General features: G+C 48.5%; 15 protein-coding genes. 6 read left to right on the forward strand and 9 right to left on the reverse strand.

What is annotated here, in order from left to right; translation table 11 throughout:
- Positions 1-44: 44 nt before the first annotated feature.
- From CWB99_RS19190 to CWB99_RS19200, 3 genes are all read right to left on the reverse strand, one after another.
- A complete protein-coding gene (locus CWB99_RS19190; protein WP_138551480.1) occupies positions 45-698 on the reverse strand; it encodes a potassium channel family protein in 654 nt (217 codons plus the stop codon).
- 66 nt (positions 699-764) lie between these two features.
- Complete coding sequence (locus CWB99_RS19195) at positions 765-1,442, reverse strand: response regulator transcription factor (RefSeq protein WP_138551481.1); 678 nt, start codon at positions 1,440-1,442, stop codon at positions 765-767.
- A gap of 3 nt (positions 1,443-1,445) precedes the next feature.
- Positions 1,446-2,474, reverse strand: a complete 1,029-nt coding sequence (locus tag CWB99_RS19200; protein WP_138551482.1) for a sensor histidine kinase — start codon at positions 2,472-2,474, stop codon at positions 1,446-1,448.
- Positions 2,475-2,823: 349 nt separating this feature from the next.
- Here CWB99_RS19200 and CWB99_RS19205 point away from each other — a divergent pair, with 349 nt between their 5' ends.
- The 4 genes from CWB99_RS19205 to CWB99_RS19220 all read left to right on the forward strand — a co-directional run bounded on the left by CWB99_RS19205 (position 2,824) and on the right by CWB99_RS19220 (position 6,008).
- Positions 2,824-4,323 (forward strand): calcium-binding protein, encoded by a 1,500-nt coding sequence (locus CWB99_RS19205; protein WP_138551483.1) that lies wholly within the window; start codon positions 2,824-2,826, stop codon positions 4,321-4,323.
- Positions 4,324-4,449: 126 nt separating this feature from the next.
- On the forward strand, positions 4,450-5,046 hold the full coding sequence (locus CWB99_RS19210) for a hypothetical protein (RefSeq protein ID WP_138551484.1): 597 nt from the start codon (positions 4,450-4,452) through the stop codon (positions 5,044-5,046).
- A gap of 47 nt (positions 5,047-5,093) precedes the next feature.
- A complete protein-coding gene (locus tag CWB99_RS19215; protein ID WP_138551485.1) occupies positions 5,094-5,465 on the forward strand; it encodes a hypothetical protein in 372 nt (123 codons plus the stop codon).
- 153 nt (positions 5,466-5,618) lie between these two features.
- On the forward strand, positions 5,619-6,008 hold the full coding sequence (locus tag CWB99_RS19220; RefSeq protein WP_138551486.1) for a MerC domain-containing protein: 390 nt from the start codon (positions 5,619-5,621) through the stop codon (positions 6,006-6,008).
- 27 nt (positions 6,009-6,035) lie between these two features.
- Here CWB99_RS19220 and CWB99_RS19225 read toward each other — a convergent pair whose 3' ends face one another.
- From CWB99_RS19225 to CWB99_RS19245, 5 genes are all read right to left on the reverse strand, one after another.
- Entirely contained in the window at positions 6,036-6,938 is a 903-nt protein-coding gene (locus CWB99_RS19225) for a GTP-binding protein (RefSeq protein ID WP_138551487.1), read from the reverse strand.
- Positions 6,939-7,007: 69 nt separating this feature from the next.
- The gene (locus tag CWB99_RS19230; protein ID WP_138551488.1) at positions 7,008-7,508 is read right to left on the reverse strand and encodes a DUF6702 family protein; all 501 of its coding nucleotides are present in this window, start codon (positions 7,506-7,508) and stop codon (positions 7,008-7,010) included.
- Positions 7,501-9,975 (reverse strand): M1 family metallopeptidase, encoded by a 2,475-nt coding sequence (locus CWB99_RS19235; RefSeq protein WP_138551489.1) that lies wholly within the window; start codon positions 9,973-9,975, stop codon positions 7,501-7,503. Before CWB99_RS19235 ends, CWB99_RS19230 begins: the two co-directional genes overlap by 8 nt.
- Before the next feature lie 51 nt (positions 9,976-10,026).
- Positions 10,027-10,701 carry a DUF1826 domain-containing protein gene (locus CWB99_RS19240; RefSeq protein WP_138551490.1) on the reverse strand — a complete coding sequence of 225 codons (675 nt, stop codon included), beginning with the start codon at positions 10,699-10,701 and terminating at the stop codon, positions 10,027-10,029.
- A gap of 277 nt (positions 10,702-10,978) precedes the next feature.
- Positions 10,979-13,132 carry a M3 family metallopeptidase gene (locus CWB99_RS19245; protein ID WP_138551491.1) on the reverse strand — a complete coding sequence of 718 codons (2,154 nt, stop codon included), beginning with the start codon at positions 13,130-13,132 and terminating at the stop codon, positions 10,979-10,981.
- A 200-nt stretch (positions 13,133-13,332) separates the two neighbouring features.
- Here CWB99_RS19245 and CWB99_RS19250 point away from each other — a divergent pair, with 200 nt between their 5' ends.
- Complete coding sequence (locus tag CWB99_RS19250; protein WP_138551492.1) at positions 13,333-14,664, forward strand: dihydroorotase; 1,332 nt, start codon at positions 13,333-13,335, stop codon at positions 14,662-14,664.
- A 16-nt stretch (positions 14,665-14,680) separates the two neighbouring features.
- On the forward strand, positions 14,681-15,574 hold the full coding sequence (gene folE2 / locus CWB99_RS19255) for a GTP cyclohydrolase FolE2 (protein ID WP_138551493.1): 894 nt from the start codon (positions 14,681-14,683) through the stop codon (positions 15,572-15,574).
- Between the two features lie 48 nt (positions 15,575-15,622).
- Here the strand turns inward: folE2 and CWB99_RS19260 are convergent, their stop codons facing one another.
- Positions 15,623-16,108 (reverse strand): DUF1579 domain-containing protein, encoded by a 486-nt coding sequence (locus CWB99_RS19260; RefSeq protein WP_138551494.1) that lies wholly within the window; start codon positions 16,106-16,108, stop codon positions 15,623-15,625.
- Positions 16,109-16,134: the final 26 nt, after the last annotated feature.

A 16,134-nucleotide genomic window follows, 5' to 3' on the forward strand; every position in this document is an offset into this window, starting at 1 on the left:
GTACAGTAAATCGCTAACTAAAAGGGCTGCTTTTCAGGAATATGTCACAACAATCTGGGAGCCAGATACTTTAGCTCTGCACGTGTGCCACACAGCAAGACGATGTCATTGGCCTGTAAGACAAAGTCATGACCCACCTGATTGAACACCTCTTGCTCGCGCTTTACCAAAACAACTTGCACACTGCCTCGGGCATCGGCAACAACCTGCTCAAGCGGGCTGTTATTTAGAGATTTACGAATATGTACTTCAACAACATACAAACCATGACCTATCGACAGATAGTTATTTACCATAGGGTAATTTAGCGCCTGTGCAACACGCGCTCCCATTTCTTCTTCGGGATGAATGATCCGCTGCACACCAAGCTTAGAGACAATGGTATGATGTGCACGTGTGCTTGCTTTAACCCAGATTTCTTTAACTCCGAGGTTTTTTAACGCAAGTGTACATAACAAACTAGCCTGCATGTCCTCGCCTATTGCAATCAAAACCGCCTCGCTCTTATCAAGCGCAAGTTCACGCAGTGCACTCTCGTCGGTGGCATCACAGATCACGGCTTGAGTCAGCTCTTCTACATACCTTTCGATGATTTTTGAATTATGATCTACACCCGTCACGGTATGACCCAAATGGACCAGTTCAAGGCTGGCTGCGACCCCAAAACGTCCCAGACCGATAACAGTAAAATGCGCCATATTTATACCTTAAGTTGTTTTAATCACTGTACCCCGCCAGATTTGATGAGGTATTCGAAAGCGTACTTATACCAGGCGATAGCCAATGCCAGGCTCAGTTTTTATCACCCTTTGTTCATCCGCATTATCATTGAGCTTTTTACGCAATTGGCTCACCAATACGCGCAAATAGTGCGTATCCTCTACGTGTGTCTGCCCCCAGACCTCTCTTAACAACACACTTTGCTCAACCAACTGGCCGGGTCGGTCCAGCAGCATTTTTAAAAACGCAAATTCCTTTTTGGTCAGGACCACTTCTTCTCCTGAGACCCAAAACTGATGGGTACTTGTGCGCATTGCAAGGGCACCAAAACACACTCTGTCGTCGACAGGCTCAAGACTTACTAAATCTCTTATCAGTACTTTGATCCGCACGATTAACTCTCTAATCGTAAACGGTTTACTGAGATAGTCATTGGCACCGGCTTCTAGCAGTCGTATTTTCTCGTCTTCCTGATCTCTTGCCGTAAGAACCAGCACTGGCGTTTTGTGGGTTTGGCGCAGCTGAGTAAGAAAGCTCAAACCGTCCCCATCAGGTAATCCAAGATCGAGTATGATCACATGAGGCTGGAAATGCGCCAGATGCTCATTGGCCTCTGCAAGTGTGCCAGCCCCAAGATAGTCAAACCCTTCAGCAGCCAATGAAATACGAATAAAGGTGTGTATTTGGGGCTCATCGTCAATCACCATAACTTTATATCGCACGCGTCACCCCTCTGTGTGGTTAGTAGGCAGCGTAATACGGATTAAGCATCCGTGTGACAAATCAATGCATTCAATTGTTCCCTGATGAGCAGAGATCACACCTTTAGCAACACTGAGACCCAGCCCAGAACCGGAGTCATTGCTTCTGTTTGCGGCACCACTATAAAAAAGCTCAAACATATTTTTCACTTCATCCTTATTCAGTGATTCGCTCTGGTTGAAAATATCGACCTGAGTTTGCCCCTGGGATTGGCGTAGTGTGACGGTCACAGGGCTAGCCTGTGGAGAATATCGCAGTGCGTTATCCAGAATATTGAACAACGCTTGCTCAAATAGCGCCCGGCTCACGGCAACTTGTTGTAAGCCCTGCTCAGCGACGACCTGTATACGCTCAGCCGTATTTGAAAAGCGGGCAACCACAGTGTCTAAAATGCTGAGAACAGATTCCGGCGTTTGCTTTATCCGGATCACGCCATGCTGAAGCTTGGTGGCTTGCAGTAGGTTTTCAATATACTGATGCAGCCTGTGGCTCTCTGTTATCGCACAGTCCAGTAGTTCGTTCTTTTCAGTGTCATTCAGTTGCGCCTGATACTCTTTCAGGGTGGTTACGTTACCAATAATACCAGCCAGTGGCGTACGCAGATCATGTGATACCGAGAGCAAAATTTGATGACGCAGCTTAACCTGCTCTAATGTATTTTGCTGTTTCCGATAACGCTCAGCGAGCTGACTCGTCGTGAAAGCCACAATCAAAAAAACCAGCAAGTTCACTATGTCATCGAAGTGGAACATTTCCAGGGAGTAACGCGGCATAGTGAATAAAAAATTAAAGCACACCGCTTCTGCGACCGCAGCAATATAGGCCAGTTTAGCGCCGCACTGTAGCACGACAACAACAACCGAAAGCTGGAGTATCAGCAGCACCGCAATGGTGGACCCTATCCAAATGCTCATTCCCCAAGATACCGACATTGCGATTGCAAACATAGATACAGCGGTAAAATGACGATTCATGAACCAACCAACTGCCATATAAATCACTTTAGACAAGAACTTTCAAGACACTGTAACAAATGCGCCGAGCGACTTCGCGTAAAAAAAGCGTAAAAATCCCTCCCCTATTCACTCTGATGTTCTCTTCGCACAAGCTACCAACTAGCCAAATTAGCGGCCTTACTCACTCTGTGCGTGAGTAAGGCTTGTGTCAGATACAAATAATTGCACCACTTGCGAAGAGGCAAAATACACATGAACAACACAATTGCGATTGTCATGTAGCTAAATAGCCTGTCAATACAATTCCAAACTCCATATTCCGTGCAGATTTTTCCGCTACCCTCGCAATAAAAGTACCTAAAACAAAAAATCTAAGGATTTCATAATGAACACCAAGTTAAATGCGCTCTGTCTGGCGGTTGCGCTGGGCGTCTCGGGCCAGGCGATGGCAGCCTGTAGCGGGCTTGCGGGCGGCGCTTCGGCTTATCTGGACGGCGAGACACTGAAAGTTAAGGGGTCACGCCACAGCGAACAATTCACGCTCAGTAAATCGGGCGATACCCTGACCGTAACCCGTAAAGTGGGTAGCAGTAGCAGCTGTGAAGTCTTCTTTATGAGCCAGATCAGCGCGCTTGAAGCGCGCCTGGGCAATGGGGCCGATTCGTTCAATGCCAGCAATATTTCGGTGCCGCAAACCTTGTATGGACAATATGGTAACGACACCCTGATCTCCGGCAATCAGAACGATCGGCTCTACGGTGGCCGGGGCAACGATACCCTCAAGGGCAACAGTGGTAACGACCAGCTGTTCGGTGAAGATGGCAGCGACACTCTGCACGGCGGCTGGGGTAATGATCAGCTCAAAGGCGGCAACCACCATGACAAGCTGTTTGGTGATTATAACGACGACACCTTATGGGGCGACGATGGCGGCGACTTGTTAATGGGCGGTCAGGGGACCGATGTGCTCTATGGTGGCAACGACAACGACTATCTGGGCGGTGGCTGTCGCCTGTCTAATGCTAACAATAGCTATATTTATGAACAAAGTAGCTGTAACAGCAATCGCGATGGCAACGATAAACTCTACGGCGGCGCGGGTCATGACGTGCTCAGCGGTGACAAGGGCAACGACACCTTGTATGGCGAGGATGGCAATGACTACCTGACCGGTAATGGCGGTCGTGAAGATCGCCTGCACGGGGGCAACGGCAATGATGCCTTATATGAAAATGGCGATGGCAATCCAAACAGTCTGCGCTGGCACAAAGCCTGGGGTAATAATGGCGATGATATCCTCTTTACCAATGGCGAAAACTCCAACCAGGAAGGCGGTAAAGACAATGATGTGATCATCACTTCTTCCAGTGGCTATGAGGCAAAAATCCATGGCGGAAAAAGTGCCGACTTCATATGGACTGCCGATGCTGCGCCTCAGGGCACCTGTGGTAAAGGCGATGATAAGGGCATGGTATTCCTGAACAGCTGTGAAGGCACCACCTGGGTGAAAGACTATCAGGGATTGCTGTCCAAGGTAGACAACAGAAGTAACTTTAATAACCCCTATTACGAGGCGGCCAACGCAGTAGTTGAAATGTCTGGTGAGTACTCAGGCTACAACAATGGCTGGCGTAGTCTGGGTGTACGCCCGACTCCCCTATACGACATTGTATCCAGTGCCGTCTTTGGCCGCTGGCTGAGCGATCAGTCCACTTTGCCATACTCTTACTATGAGTGGCGGGTTGATTATAATGTTGGAAGCTCAGGCATTTACGGCACTTACTTTAACTGTATGGAAAACAATGTGGCCTATATGTGCCGCCACATTATTCAGCAAACTGAGACCTGCTATAACAGCAGCGGTGATTCAATTAGTTGTAGTTAGTCAATTTTTGTTCTCACAGGCAAGGACGCCAGTCAGGAACTATTGCTCAAGCATTCATGTCAGGCATAGCCATGTCTGTGTAAATAAGGTACAAAGAAAGCCTGTCGAGCCAAGGACTGTGATCTTATGAACCCCCATCCCGGTTGTTACCTGCTCCCCGCTTTACTCAGCGGGTGCATGACCTCACCAACACACGTTGCTCAACCCGCCACCGAACGCCTGACTGAATCTTTCATTCGTACCCAAGTGGTGATGCCCGGCTATCAGTTGATCTGGCATACTTGCAGAAATCACGTATCAACAGGAAACTGGCCAACCATGACAGGCCAGAAAGACAACTCTATTTTCAGCGAGTTAACGACCACCCGAACAACAGATAAGGAATACCAGCAGTCCTTTCAGTTATCCGTTATGAATACACCAATGCAGTATAGTCTTACCCGTGAAGGCCCGATATCTGAATCATACCAAGTGCTAATCCAGGCCAGCTTTGACCAAGGTGACTATACACACAGCGTAAATTTTAATTGTACAAAGGATGGCCTGACGGAAGAAGCGTTAACGCGGCTAACACAATATACGACTTCAGTTTTCAACATATATAAAACAGTGCAGAGCGGGCAGATATTCCTGCCACAGAAGACTCAGCCGGTAACAGATTACGTGATCAGAGCAACATTGTGCACCTTGCTGACGCTGACACCTGACCAATGCCGAACTTAGCCCAAAAAGAAAGTTAATGTAATAACTTACAAACCAGGAGGTTGTTTATGACTGTACTGCTTTATATCGCCGCTGTGCTGCTCATTTTAGTCTCACTGGCTCACTCTTATCTGGGCGAGCGCTTTATTCTCATCCGGCTGTTTAAGCGCGATAACCTGCCACAGCTGTTTGGCAGTAGCGATTTTACCATCCGCACGTTGCGCTTTGCCTGGCACCTGACCTCCATTGCCTGGCTGGGGTTTGCTGCACTTTTGCTTGCGCTGGCTTCACCTGAATTCACACCAACTATGCTGCTACTAATCATCGCGGCGACATTCGTGTTACACAGCGCACTTGCGCTGTTTTTATCAAGAGGAAAGCACTGCTCATGGTTATTGTTTGCCGTAGTGAGCGTGCTGCTCATAGTGGCTGAAAGATAACAGGCTTAAGCGACATAACCCCACGTATGATCTGCTTCAACAGGCTATTCAACCACAGAATATTGATATAATATAACAACTCTTTTTTTATACTCAGCCACTCGTTTGATGTCTCTGCATAAGCGGCTGCAAAAATTAATCAGGTGAGAAACCATGAAAAACCTGTCTGAACGGTTAGACAAATATGCCATCAGCCTGTCTGCAATGTGCGTTATTCATTGCTTGTTTGTACCTCTGCTGGTTGCCCTGCTTCCAGCTTTCGGTGCAACTTTCCTGTCAGATGAGGCATTTCATCGCTGGCTACTTGTCGGTGTACTGGTGACCAGTAGTAGCGCATTGTTCCTTGGGTGCAAGAAACATAATCAGTGGCGCATTTTAGGCTACGGCACCGCAGGTATCGGCGTGTTATTCTTCGCCGCATTCTTTGCCCATGACTTAATGGTAGAGGAAGGAGAAAAACTGCTGACAATTTTAGGCAGCGTGTTGCTGGTGATAAGCCATTATAAAAACTTTAATCTGTGTCAGACGGGGCGTTGCCACTAACCCACCCTGCATGGCCGCACTTTGCAATCAATGTGCGGCCAAAACCTGAGTAACAATCTCATTCAATTTGCCAGGATCACTGCCCGGTCCCACAACCAGTAATTTACTCCCCGTAACCGGTTCCCCTTTAAAGGGCCTTATCGACACGGCGCCATCCGGGCATCGCTCAAAATAGGTGTAATCAGAATTTGCACCAATTCGTGTGCAGCCTTTAACGCGCAGAATGGTCTTAGGAATGCGTGCACATAAAGCCTCAATACAGGCCTCGTCTGGCAAAGCAAGTAACACCACAGAGCAAGACGACCAGTGAGATTTTTGATGCTCAAATACATCAACACTGCCCGACACCGGCGACAGCTCTGGCAGCTGCCAAAGTGCAAGTTCATTGACGCGCTGAATTGTTGCGTGCGGGTTCACCTGGTGCAGTTCATCCTTAACAGTCTGTATGCGCGCTTCCGATAAACCTGTGGTATGTGTGAGCACAATAAGCGAAGAGACCTGCACCTGATTGGCTTCCAGTGCATTATGTTCACCTCGACGTTGCCAGTTTTTGGCATCGACCACCGCAATTTGTACTGGTGGCTTAAAACGAGCATCCAGCCCCACACCCAAAAATCCCATTAAACGGCAGGCATCGGATGTGCCATTCGCTTCAATCAGTGTGATCCCTCGCTTGCGCTGTGGAATACGATTAATGCTGTCGCGCAATGCCGTGATACCGCTGCAACAAATGCAGCTGCCATCAAGCGGTTTTAGTGCGCCCTCACTTAGCTGTCCGGCCAGTTGCCTTGCATCCAGCTCGGCATGCTCATAATCATTGAGGATCACATAGGGATCCCAGTCGGCTTGCTGAGCCTCAAGTAGCAGACGTTTTAACAGCGTGGTTTTGCCTGCGCCCAAAAATCCCACCAGTACAAGGACAGGTTCCACTCTACCTCCGAAAAAGCCCTATCTGAGTAGGGCAATAAAACGAAAAAAACACAAGTAACTAGCGCCAAATCAATGCTCGAATATGACCTGTAGCCAGTCAGCCTGATCAGCAAAATACAAGGTTTTTACCTTACCCTTGCCCTCTACATTGACCATATTAACTTGCGTTGGCCACAGTTCTCGCAATGCGCCATTGAAAAGTTTAAGCCCTTTTACCTGCTCAGGGATTGCCGACTCCTGGTATACCCAGAAAAACTTACCTTCAGCTTCGAACCCTACGTCCGCAAGAGGTAAGGCTCTATCTTGCAATGACATAATAGCAAACTGCCCGGCAACATACTGAGAGAACTGCGCCTGTGTTTGGGCAGAGCGAAGAATATCCGCTCCCCCACCAAACAAGTGCTCAACTGCATGCTCAGCATCATGTAGATAAAAACGATGTATTACCTCCAGCAATCGTGTCTGTTCGTTAAACAATACCGTTGTCTGGGCAGCTTTTAGCTGATGCGCATAAGCGGGCCCTATCAAAAATAATAGCGCCCCCAGAACACTCAGTAATCCCTTAATCATGTCGCTCTTGTGCCTCATTTTTTTCATTCTCAGGCGCTAATTCAGTTTTAATGTCCTGCATAATGTCACGATGCACTTTTTGCGTGCGCTTTTTGGCTTTAAACGCTTCCAGACGTGATGGAATGATCTGTCTTGGATAGTGGTTGTTTTCGACGTCAACATCGGCGGTTTCCCAACCAGGATCGACAACCACACTTTGGATCTCTTTCTCTTTGTCTGTGACAATGAGTTTTCGTACTTTTTTCGGGGTCCGACGCCATATCTCAGCGGGTATGTATTGCTGCTCTTTGGTGCCATCCATATAAGTCAGCTCCAGCAAGATGGGCATCACTAAACCACCCAGATTAGAAAACTCCAGGACATAGTAGTTTTTATCCTCCTGAACAGCACGTTCCAGAGTACGACGCTCCCAAGGTTTGAGGGATTTCAGAAACTCCTGATACTTATTTCGTTCCTTATTCGTGACTGTAAAGCGGTCATGTTCATCATAAAAATCACGAACATCTGGGTTACTGTCAATCCACAATTCACGTCCCTCGGCCTTATTGCGCTCAACAAACAAAGAAGATGGCTTGTTCTGTTCAATCGTGCGTAAACGGGCAAAGTCGATATCCGGGTTATGGGTATCCAGACGCAGCTTATATACTTTGTCGATAGCGATATCTACATGATCTGTCGTATAAAACCAACCACGCCAGAACCAGTCGAGATCAACACCTGACGCTTCTTCCATGGTTCTGAAAAAGTCCGAAGGCGTAGGGCGCTTAAACTTCCAGCGTTGTGCATACTCCTGAAAAGCGAAATCAAACAACTCACGTCCCAGAATGACTTCTCTGAGAATATTCAAGGCAACTGCAGGCTTAGTATAAGCATTAGGCCCTAAGCGAAGCACACTATCAGACTGGGTCATCACCGGCACCTGGATTTCAGACTTCATATAGTCCACGATGTCTCTGGGCTCTACGCCCCAGGGAATATTGGGATCCCACTCCCGGCCAGCAACCCCATCTAAAAAGCTGTTAAGGCCCTCATCCATCCAAGTCCACTGACGTTCATCAGAGTTAACAATCATAGGGAAGTAGATATGACCAATTTCATGGATCACGACCCCTATCAGAAAGCGTTTTTCAGCCTGAGAATACGTACGAGAACCATCTTCTTGCAGTTCAGTACGGGGGCCATTGAAGGTGATCATGGGATATTCCATTCCGCCAACCGGACCATTAACTGATTGAGCTGTCGGGTAAGGATAGTCGAATGAGAAACGAGAATAGACCTCCATGGTATGAATAACAGACTCAGTCGAGTATTTCTTCCACAAGTTTCCACCCTCTTTAGGGTAAAAAGACATGGCCATCACCATCGGCGTTTCTTCACTGTCCTGATGGTATGCCTTGGCATCCCACATAAATTTGCGTGATGTACCCCAGGCAAAATCCCGCACATTGTCTGCTCTGAATTGCCAGGTTTTTTGTTTCGAGGTGCCAGCCTTTTCGTTTTCCAATGCTTCGTCCTCAGTCACAATAAAGACCGGACGCTTAGCGTGCTTGGCTTGTTCAAGACGCTCAAGTTGTGTTGCAGTCAGCACCTCCTGAGCATTGACCAATTCACCCGTCGCGCTGACGATGTGGTCTGCAGGCACAGTAATATTCACCTCGTAGTTACCGAACTCCAGGGTAAACTCGCCGCGACCTAAAAACTCTTTATTGGTCCAGGCTTCATAGTCAGTATATGCATGTAAACGCGGAAACCACTGCGCTAGCAAAAAGATGTCGTTACCGCCAGGGCGAGCATCGTCAGCAAAATGTTCATATCCGGAACGTGCCGATACGGCGTCTTCTTCTACAATATTAAAAGCAAAATCAATGTTAAATGTGAGCTGGCTGTTTGGTTTTAATGGCTGCGGTAAATCGATCCGCATTTGCGTACCTACTGTGGTAAAACTCAGCGCCTTACCAACAGCATCAGTCACAGAATGGATCTCATAGCCAAGTTCATTATCCGCCATAAACTGTTGGCGACGTAACTCACCAAGGCTAAGCTTGGCTGGCTCTTTGCCATTACTTATCTTGGTTTTTGGTCCCCTGCGCCCAATACCACCAAAGTTATTACTCTGGTTAGCCATTGAATCTGGCTTAAAGATGTTCTGATCCAGTTGTACCCACAGATACTTCAGTGTGTATGGTGAGTTATTGTGATAAGTGATTTCTTCCTTGCCAGAGAGACGGCGATTCGCTTCATCCAGGGTCACATTGATTTTGTAGTCAACCTGCTGCTGCCAGTATCGCTCTCCAGGCTCACCTGCGGCATTCCTGTATCCATTTGGTGTCGGCAATACTTCGTCAAGTTGACGAAATTTGTCCTCAAAACTGCCTTTAGTCTGATTAACCACAGATGCCTTAGCTGCATCAGTCGCGCCCAGAGTAAGCAAAGCTACAAAGGGAATTATATATTTTTTATTATTCATATCATTATCTTAAGTTAATGGTGCACTCAAACAGCAGACAGTAACGACTACTTAGTCAATGAAGTCCAGTGTAAGCAATAAGCGCGTTTCACCCGCTGCGGGGGCCGGTGAACGGTGTACCAGTGCGCCCTCTTCATTGCCAAGCCAGCCGGACCCTTTCAACAGGGCAACATCGCCAGTATTGAGTTGCTGAATGTCAGACTGACAGGTATAAATCCCGGACTCATGGTCCTTTTTGCCTTTACTTCCCGCGCCCAGCTTGCTGCGATCCACTTTGTTGTGCGGCAACCACTGAGAGGCAACCCCGCCCAATGTACTCACCAGCCGGCAGGGAATATGATCAACGTGGAATTTAGGACACATGGCTTTATTGAGTACCGTGAGCCTGAGCCCGGCACGTTTGAGTTCAAACAGCGTACAAAACATATCCACCAGCATTGCCAAATGCTCGCTCAATGCTGGCTTATCAATAAGCAGAGCAGACGCCGCGTGCAACTCACCCAGGGTATGCTCAGGTGTCGCCGCAATCGACAGCTGCAACTCACTAGCAGAGTAAAGTAGATCAGCCACTTCTGAGCTAAGTGCTTGACTCAGTTCACATTGCCAGACACTCAGGTTGATGTCTTCGCGATAAATATCCGTCAGAATATTCGGCTCAGTGGATATGGCAGCATACCGATTGGCTGGGATTTCTGGGTTTTCATTGGTGGCTAAAGCATTCGTCATGATCTTCTCCTACATCTGTATCTGGTTGTACGGCTTTCACAACAAGAGTTACAGTATAACATATCGAAGAAATTTAAACTGGTAATGCCAATCCGCATAATTAAGTAGTCAATCTCGGCGATAACGAGGCAAAAATTTGCGCACTGATACCTCAGGTAAAGGTTCTAAATGAGGAATTTTTAACACTGTTATCGGCAGATTTAATCTCTCCAATTGATTATGTATTTATGTGAATTGGTATTAGGACTGCCTGATGGCAGTCCTTCAGTCGTAGGCTTTATGGTGCGACGTTTAGTCCGCGGCGTTTAAGCAGCGCTTCGGTCGTCGGCTCTGTACCACGGAACGCTTTGTAAGATTCCATCAGGTCGCGGGAGTTACCCACTTCAAGAATGTTCTTACGATAGTGAGTACCAATCTTACGATTGAGTCCACCCTGTGACTGAACATAGGCAAATGCATCTGCCGCCAGGATCTCACTCCACATGTAGGCATAGTAACCTGCTGAATAGCCGCCACCCATTGAATGGGCAAAGTAAGCTGACTTATATCTGGGCGGTACATAGTCGATGTTCACGCCATGCTTAGTCAATGCGGCTTGCTCGAACTCAACCAGATCCTGCAAAGGCGCATCCGCCGCCAGCGCATGCCACTCCATATCCAACAGGGCAGCGGCAACATATTCCAGTGTATCGAAACCCATATTGAAGCTGCGGCTGGCAATGACTTTGTTCAGCAATGCCTGCGGGATCGCTTCTCCGGTTTGATAATGTTTGGCATAGTTTTGGATAACTTCCGGGTGAATTGCCCAGTCTTCTTCAAACGTTGACGGGAACTCCACAAAATCACGGGATACAGACGTCCCCGCTAAGCTTGGGTAAGTCACCTGAGACAGCATACCGTGCAGGCCATGACCCAATTCATGGAACATGGTCGTCGTTTCAGAGTAACTCAGTAATGTTGGCTGGCCTTCAGGCGCTTTTTCGATGTTCATCACATTGATCACAACCGGGCGCTGATTATCCAGGCCTGACTGTTGGACAAATGAGCTCATCCAGGCGCCACCACGCTTGCCATCACGGGCAAAGTAGTCAGCCATGAAAATAGCCAGGCTGGTACCATCGGCATCAAAGACTTCATAAGCTTTTACATCCGGGTGGTAAACCGGAATATCGTTGCGTGGCTTAAAGGTTACGCCATACAAGCGCTCCATCGTAAAGAACAAGCCATCTTCCAGAACGCGATTAAATTCAAAGTAGGCTTTCACCTGTGACTCATCCAAATCGAATTTATCCTGACGCACCTTGTCCGCATAGTACAACCAGTCCCAGGCCTGTAGCTCAAAGTCACCGCCCGTGGCGCGGATCTTGTTTTTAATAGCCTGAGCTTCTGATTCTACGTTCTTCAACAACGCAGGCACCATACTGGCAAACATGTCATAAACCGCGGATGGTGTCTTGGCCATTTGCTCATCCAGGCCATAGTGTGCCCAGCTCTCATAGCCCAATAGCGCCGCCTTTTTTGCTCTCAGCTGTGCCAGTTGTGCGACAATTTCGCGGTTGTTGTTGTCACCTTTTAAGCCACGATAAGCCGATGCACGCCATACCTGCTCACGCAGCTGACGGTCGTCCAGTTTGGACAGAATAGGCTGACGCGTGGTATTGGTGATCTTAATCAGGTACTGGCCAGGGTGTCCGGCTTGTTCAGCAGCCTCGGCCAGCTGGGCAATATGCGCATCAGACAGGCCAGCCAGTTTTGCTTTATCCTCAACCAACACGACATTGCTTTTCGACAGTGCCAGCAAATGCTGCGAGAACTGCGTGGTTAATGACGATAATGACGCATTGATCTCGCGGATCTCTTTTTGTTGCGCCTCATTGAGTTTGGCACCCGCTCTGACAAACCGCTTGTAAAAGACTTCTGTCAGGCGCTTTTCTTCGGCGCTGAGATTAAGCGCATTCAGCTGTCCGTAAACCTGGGCTACACGCTCATACAAGGCTTTATTCAGGTAAATGTTGTCGTAGTGACCGGCCAGTTTAGGAGCCAATTCAGACTGTAGCGCCCGGCGCTCTGCATTGGAGTCGGTGCCAGACAGGTTAAAGAATATCGCCTGGGTCCGCTTTAGTAATTCACCACTTCGCTCCAGCGCAACAATGGTATTACTAAAACTGGCAGGGTCTGTTTGGCTGATAATTGCATTCACTTCAGTCATTTGTTCAGCCATGCCCTGTTCAAATGCCGGCGCGAAGTGTGCGTCGTTGATGGTATTAAAATCCGGTGATTGATATTGCAATGTGCTTGATACCAGTAGTGGGTTCCCTTCAGTTACCGTCGCAGAGGCTGCGCCTTTTTGCAAGCCTGAAGTACGATCCCCACCCGTGCAGGCCGTTACAAGTAAGGCGGAACTCACCGCCAGTGCTAGCAACTTTTTCATCGTTGTTTCTCTCATCTGTAAAATAGAACAGATATGTTATAATATAACAAAACAATCAACAATCTTTGTTGCGCTAAACAGACCCATATGTGAGTTGGGTACGCAAAGAAAAGGCATGCGCAATGTCGCCTGGGCCTGCGTCGTGGCCCAGTTGAACCGCCTTAAGTTTTTGTTTATCTGTATAATTAATCAGGATACCAATGGCACGCTTAATAAAACACGCCACCTTAGTGAATGAAGGTAAGCTTTACGTTTCTGATCTCAGAATTGAAAACCAGTATATTGCAGAAATTGGCCCGGACTTATCGGCCAAGCCAAATGAAGAAGTCATCGATGCCCAGGGCATGTGGCTACTGCCCGGCATGATAGATGACCAGGTCCATTTCAGAGAGCCGGGCCTTACGCATAAAGGCTCCATTGCCAGCGAGTCGGCAGCTGCCGTCGCCGGTGGGATCACTAGCTTCATGGAAATGCCCAATGTCTCCCCTTCCACAACAACCCGCCAGGCACTGGCAGACAAACAAGCCATTGCACAACGAGATTCAGTCGCTAACTACGCATTTTACCTCGGCGCCACGCCCGATAACTTAGATGAAATCAAAGCCGTTGACCCACAATCGGTGTGCGGGGTTAAAGTGTTTATGGGTGCATCGACCGGCGATTTACTGGTAGAGCATCCCGCTGCCCTGGATGCGATTTTTAGAGAGTGTCCCACGCTTATCGCGACGCATTGTGAACAAGGCTCAGTGATCCAACACAATGCCAAGCGTATCGAGCAGCAATACGGCACACCGCAAATCATCCATCACCCAATGATCCGCGACGACGAAGCCTGCTATCAGTCATCTTCTTATGCTGTAGCGCTTGCTAAAAAATACCGCACTCAGCTACATGTGCTGCACTTGACCACAGCGAAAGAACTGAGCTTGTTCAGCACTGCCCCTTTGGCAGAAAAGCACATCACAGCAGAAGCCTGTGTCCATCATTTGTGGTTTAACGAGCAAGATTATCCGGCGCTTGGGAATCTGATCAAATGTAACCCGGCCATTAAAGCAGAATCCGATCGACTCGCATTGCTAAAAGCCCTTCATGACGGACGCATCGATATCATAGCCACCGATCACGCACCACACACCTGGCAAGAGAAAAACGTGCCCTATCCGCAAGCCCCTGCTGGCCTGCCACTGGTTGAGCATGCCTTGCTGAGCTTACTGGAGCAGGTCAAACGCGGCGCAATGACACTGGAACAGGTGGTTGAGAAAACAGCACATAACGTTGCAACGCGCTTTGCCATCGACAAACGTGGCTATCTCAGAGAAGGTTACTTTGCCGATCTGGTGCTGGTTGATCCAAATCACTCAACGCACGTACAACACGAGCAAACCCGTTACCTGTGTCAGTGGAGCCCGTTTCATAACACCACTTTCGCGCACCAGATCCGTGCCACTTTTGTAAACGGTACGCAGGTGTTTGATGGTGAAAAGGTAAGTTCTGAACACAATGCCGCACAGGCACTACGTTTTAACCGTTAAGTGAGACTCATAATTTATGATGCAACTTCCCGATATCGCGACTCATTTTGAACCAGACAGCCAGAGCCCGTTAAAGTGGGTCGGTATGGAAAAAATTGCACTGCCGATGCAGGTACGCTGCGACCAGAGCAGTGTCAACATCAACACACTCATGGATGTGTTTGTCAGCCTGGATACAGGCGCAAAAGGCATTCATATGTCGCGCCTTTACCTGCTTGCCAACAAAGCACTGGTGGGGACAGAGCTCACTTTCGCACAGCTCGATAAAGTACTCAAAGAGATAGTCGCGTCTCAACAGGGCCTCAGCCAGTCTGCCAAGTTAGTCCTGAAGTTTGAACTCCCATTGAACAGACCAGCGTTGAAAAGCAGCTACAGCGGCTACAATGCTTATCCGATAGAGCTACACTGTGAGCATCATGAAGGCAAAACCCACTGTAAGCTCATCAGTACAATCACCTATAGCAGTACCTGTCCGTGCTCTGCGGCTTTGTCTCGCCAGCTACTGAGTGAGACTGTTGCACAGCAGTTTGCCACGCAGGACAATATAGATAAAGCCCAGCTGCTGGAATGGCTGAAAGGACCGCACGGCTCTGTCGCAACACCGCACAGCCAGCGCTCTTATGCGTACATTGAAGCCGATCTGGCTGGCGGTCACTTGCCGGATCTGGCGCACTGGCTTGCGCTGTTTGAAGAAACCCTGGCAACACCTGTACAAACAGCGGTGAAACGCGAAGATGAGCAGGCATTTGCTGCACTGAATGCGAAAAATCTGATGTTTTGTGAGGATGCGGCAAGGCGTATTAAAGCAACGCTGGAGTCCATTTCTGAAGTCGTGGATTATCAGTTTAAAGTGGAGCATCAGGAAAGTCTGCATGCGCACAACGCCGTCGTATACGACCGCAAATCATAAAGGAAACAGCACATCCGCTTAGCATAATGCGCGGATGTGCTGTAAGGGTTAGAGACGGGTAAAGCTCATTTCCCAGTTGGTTTCCCAGCTCTGGCCACCATCTTTGGAAAAAGCCTGTGCCCAGGTTGGTTGTCCCGGATTAGTGGCATCCCAGATAAAGCGCACTTTAATGGCTTCGCCGTGATACTCCTCGTCGGCATAAAAACGCCCTACGCCATCTTGAAACTCGCCTACCACCGGGGTATCCATCATGCCTGGGTTGCGCCCATCCAGCCACCAGATTGACCACTGACCGGTGCGCTCGTTATATGAACGGATCGCCTTTGCCCGCACAGAGCCTTCTGGAAAATGCAGATGATTGTCTTCCACGTTGCCAAATCCGCCCAGCGTGTTGAGCGTTGAGGATTCCCCTGTGAACTCTATCCACTCATCGCCGCCATTAAGTATGTCCTTCAGACGGCGGTGCTGTACCGACCATTGGCCAACCATAAAATCGAAGTCGCCGGGTGCACCAGGTGCATTGGATTGAAGCATAGTCATCCCTTGTTTTATTATCGTCA

The organism is Pseudoalteromonas rubra, assembly GCF_005887095.1.
Classification (GTDB): domain Bacteria; phylum Pseudomonadota; class Gammaproteobacteria; order Enterobacterales; family Alteromonadaceae; genus Pseudoalteromonas; species Pseudoalteromonas rubra_E.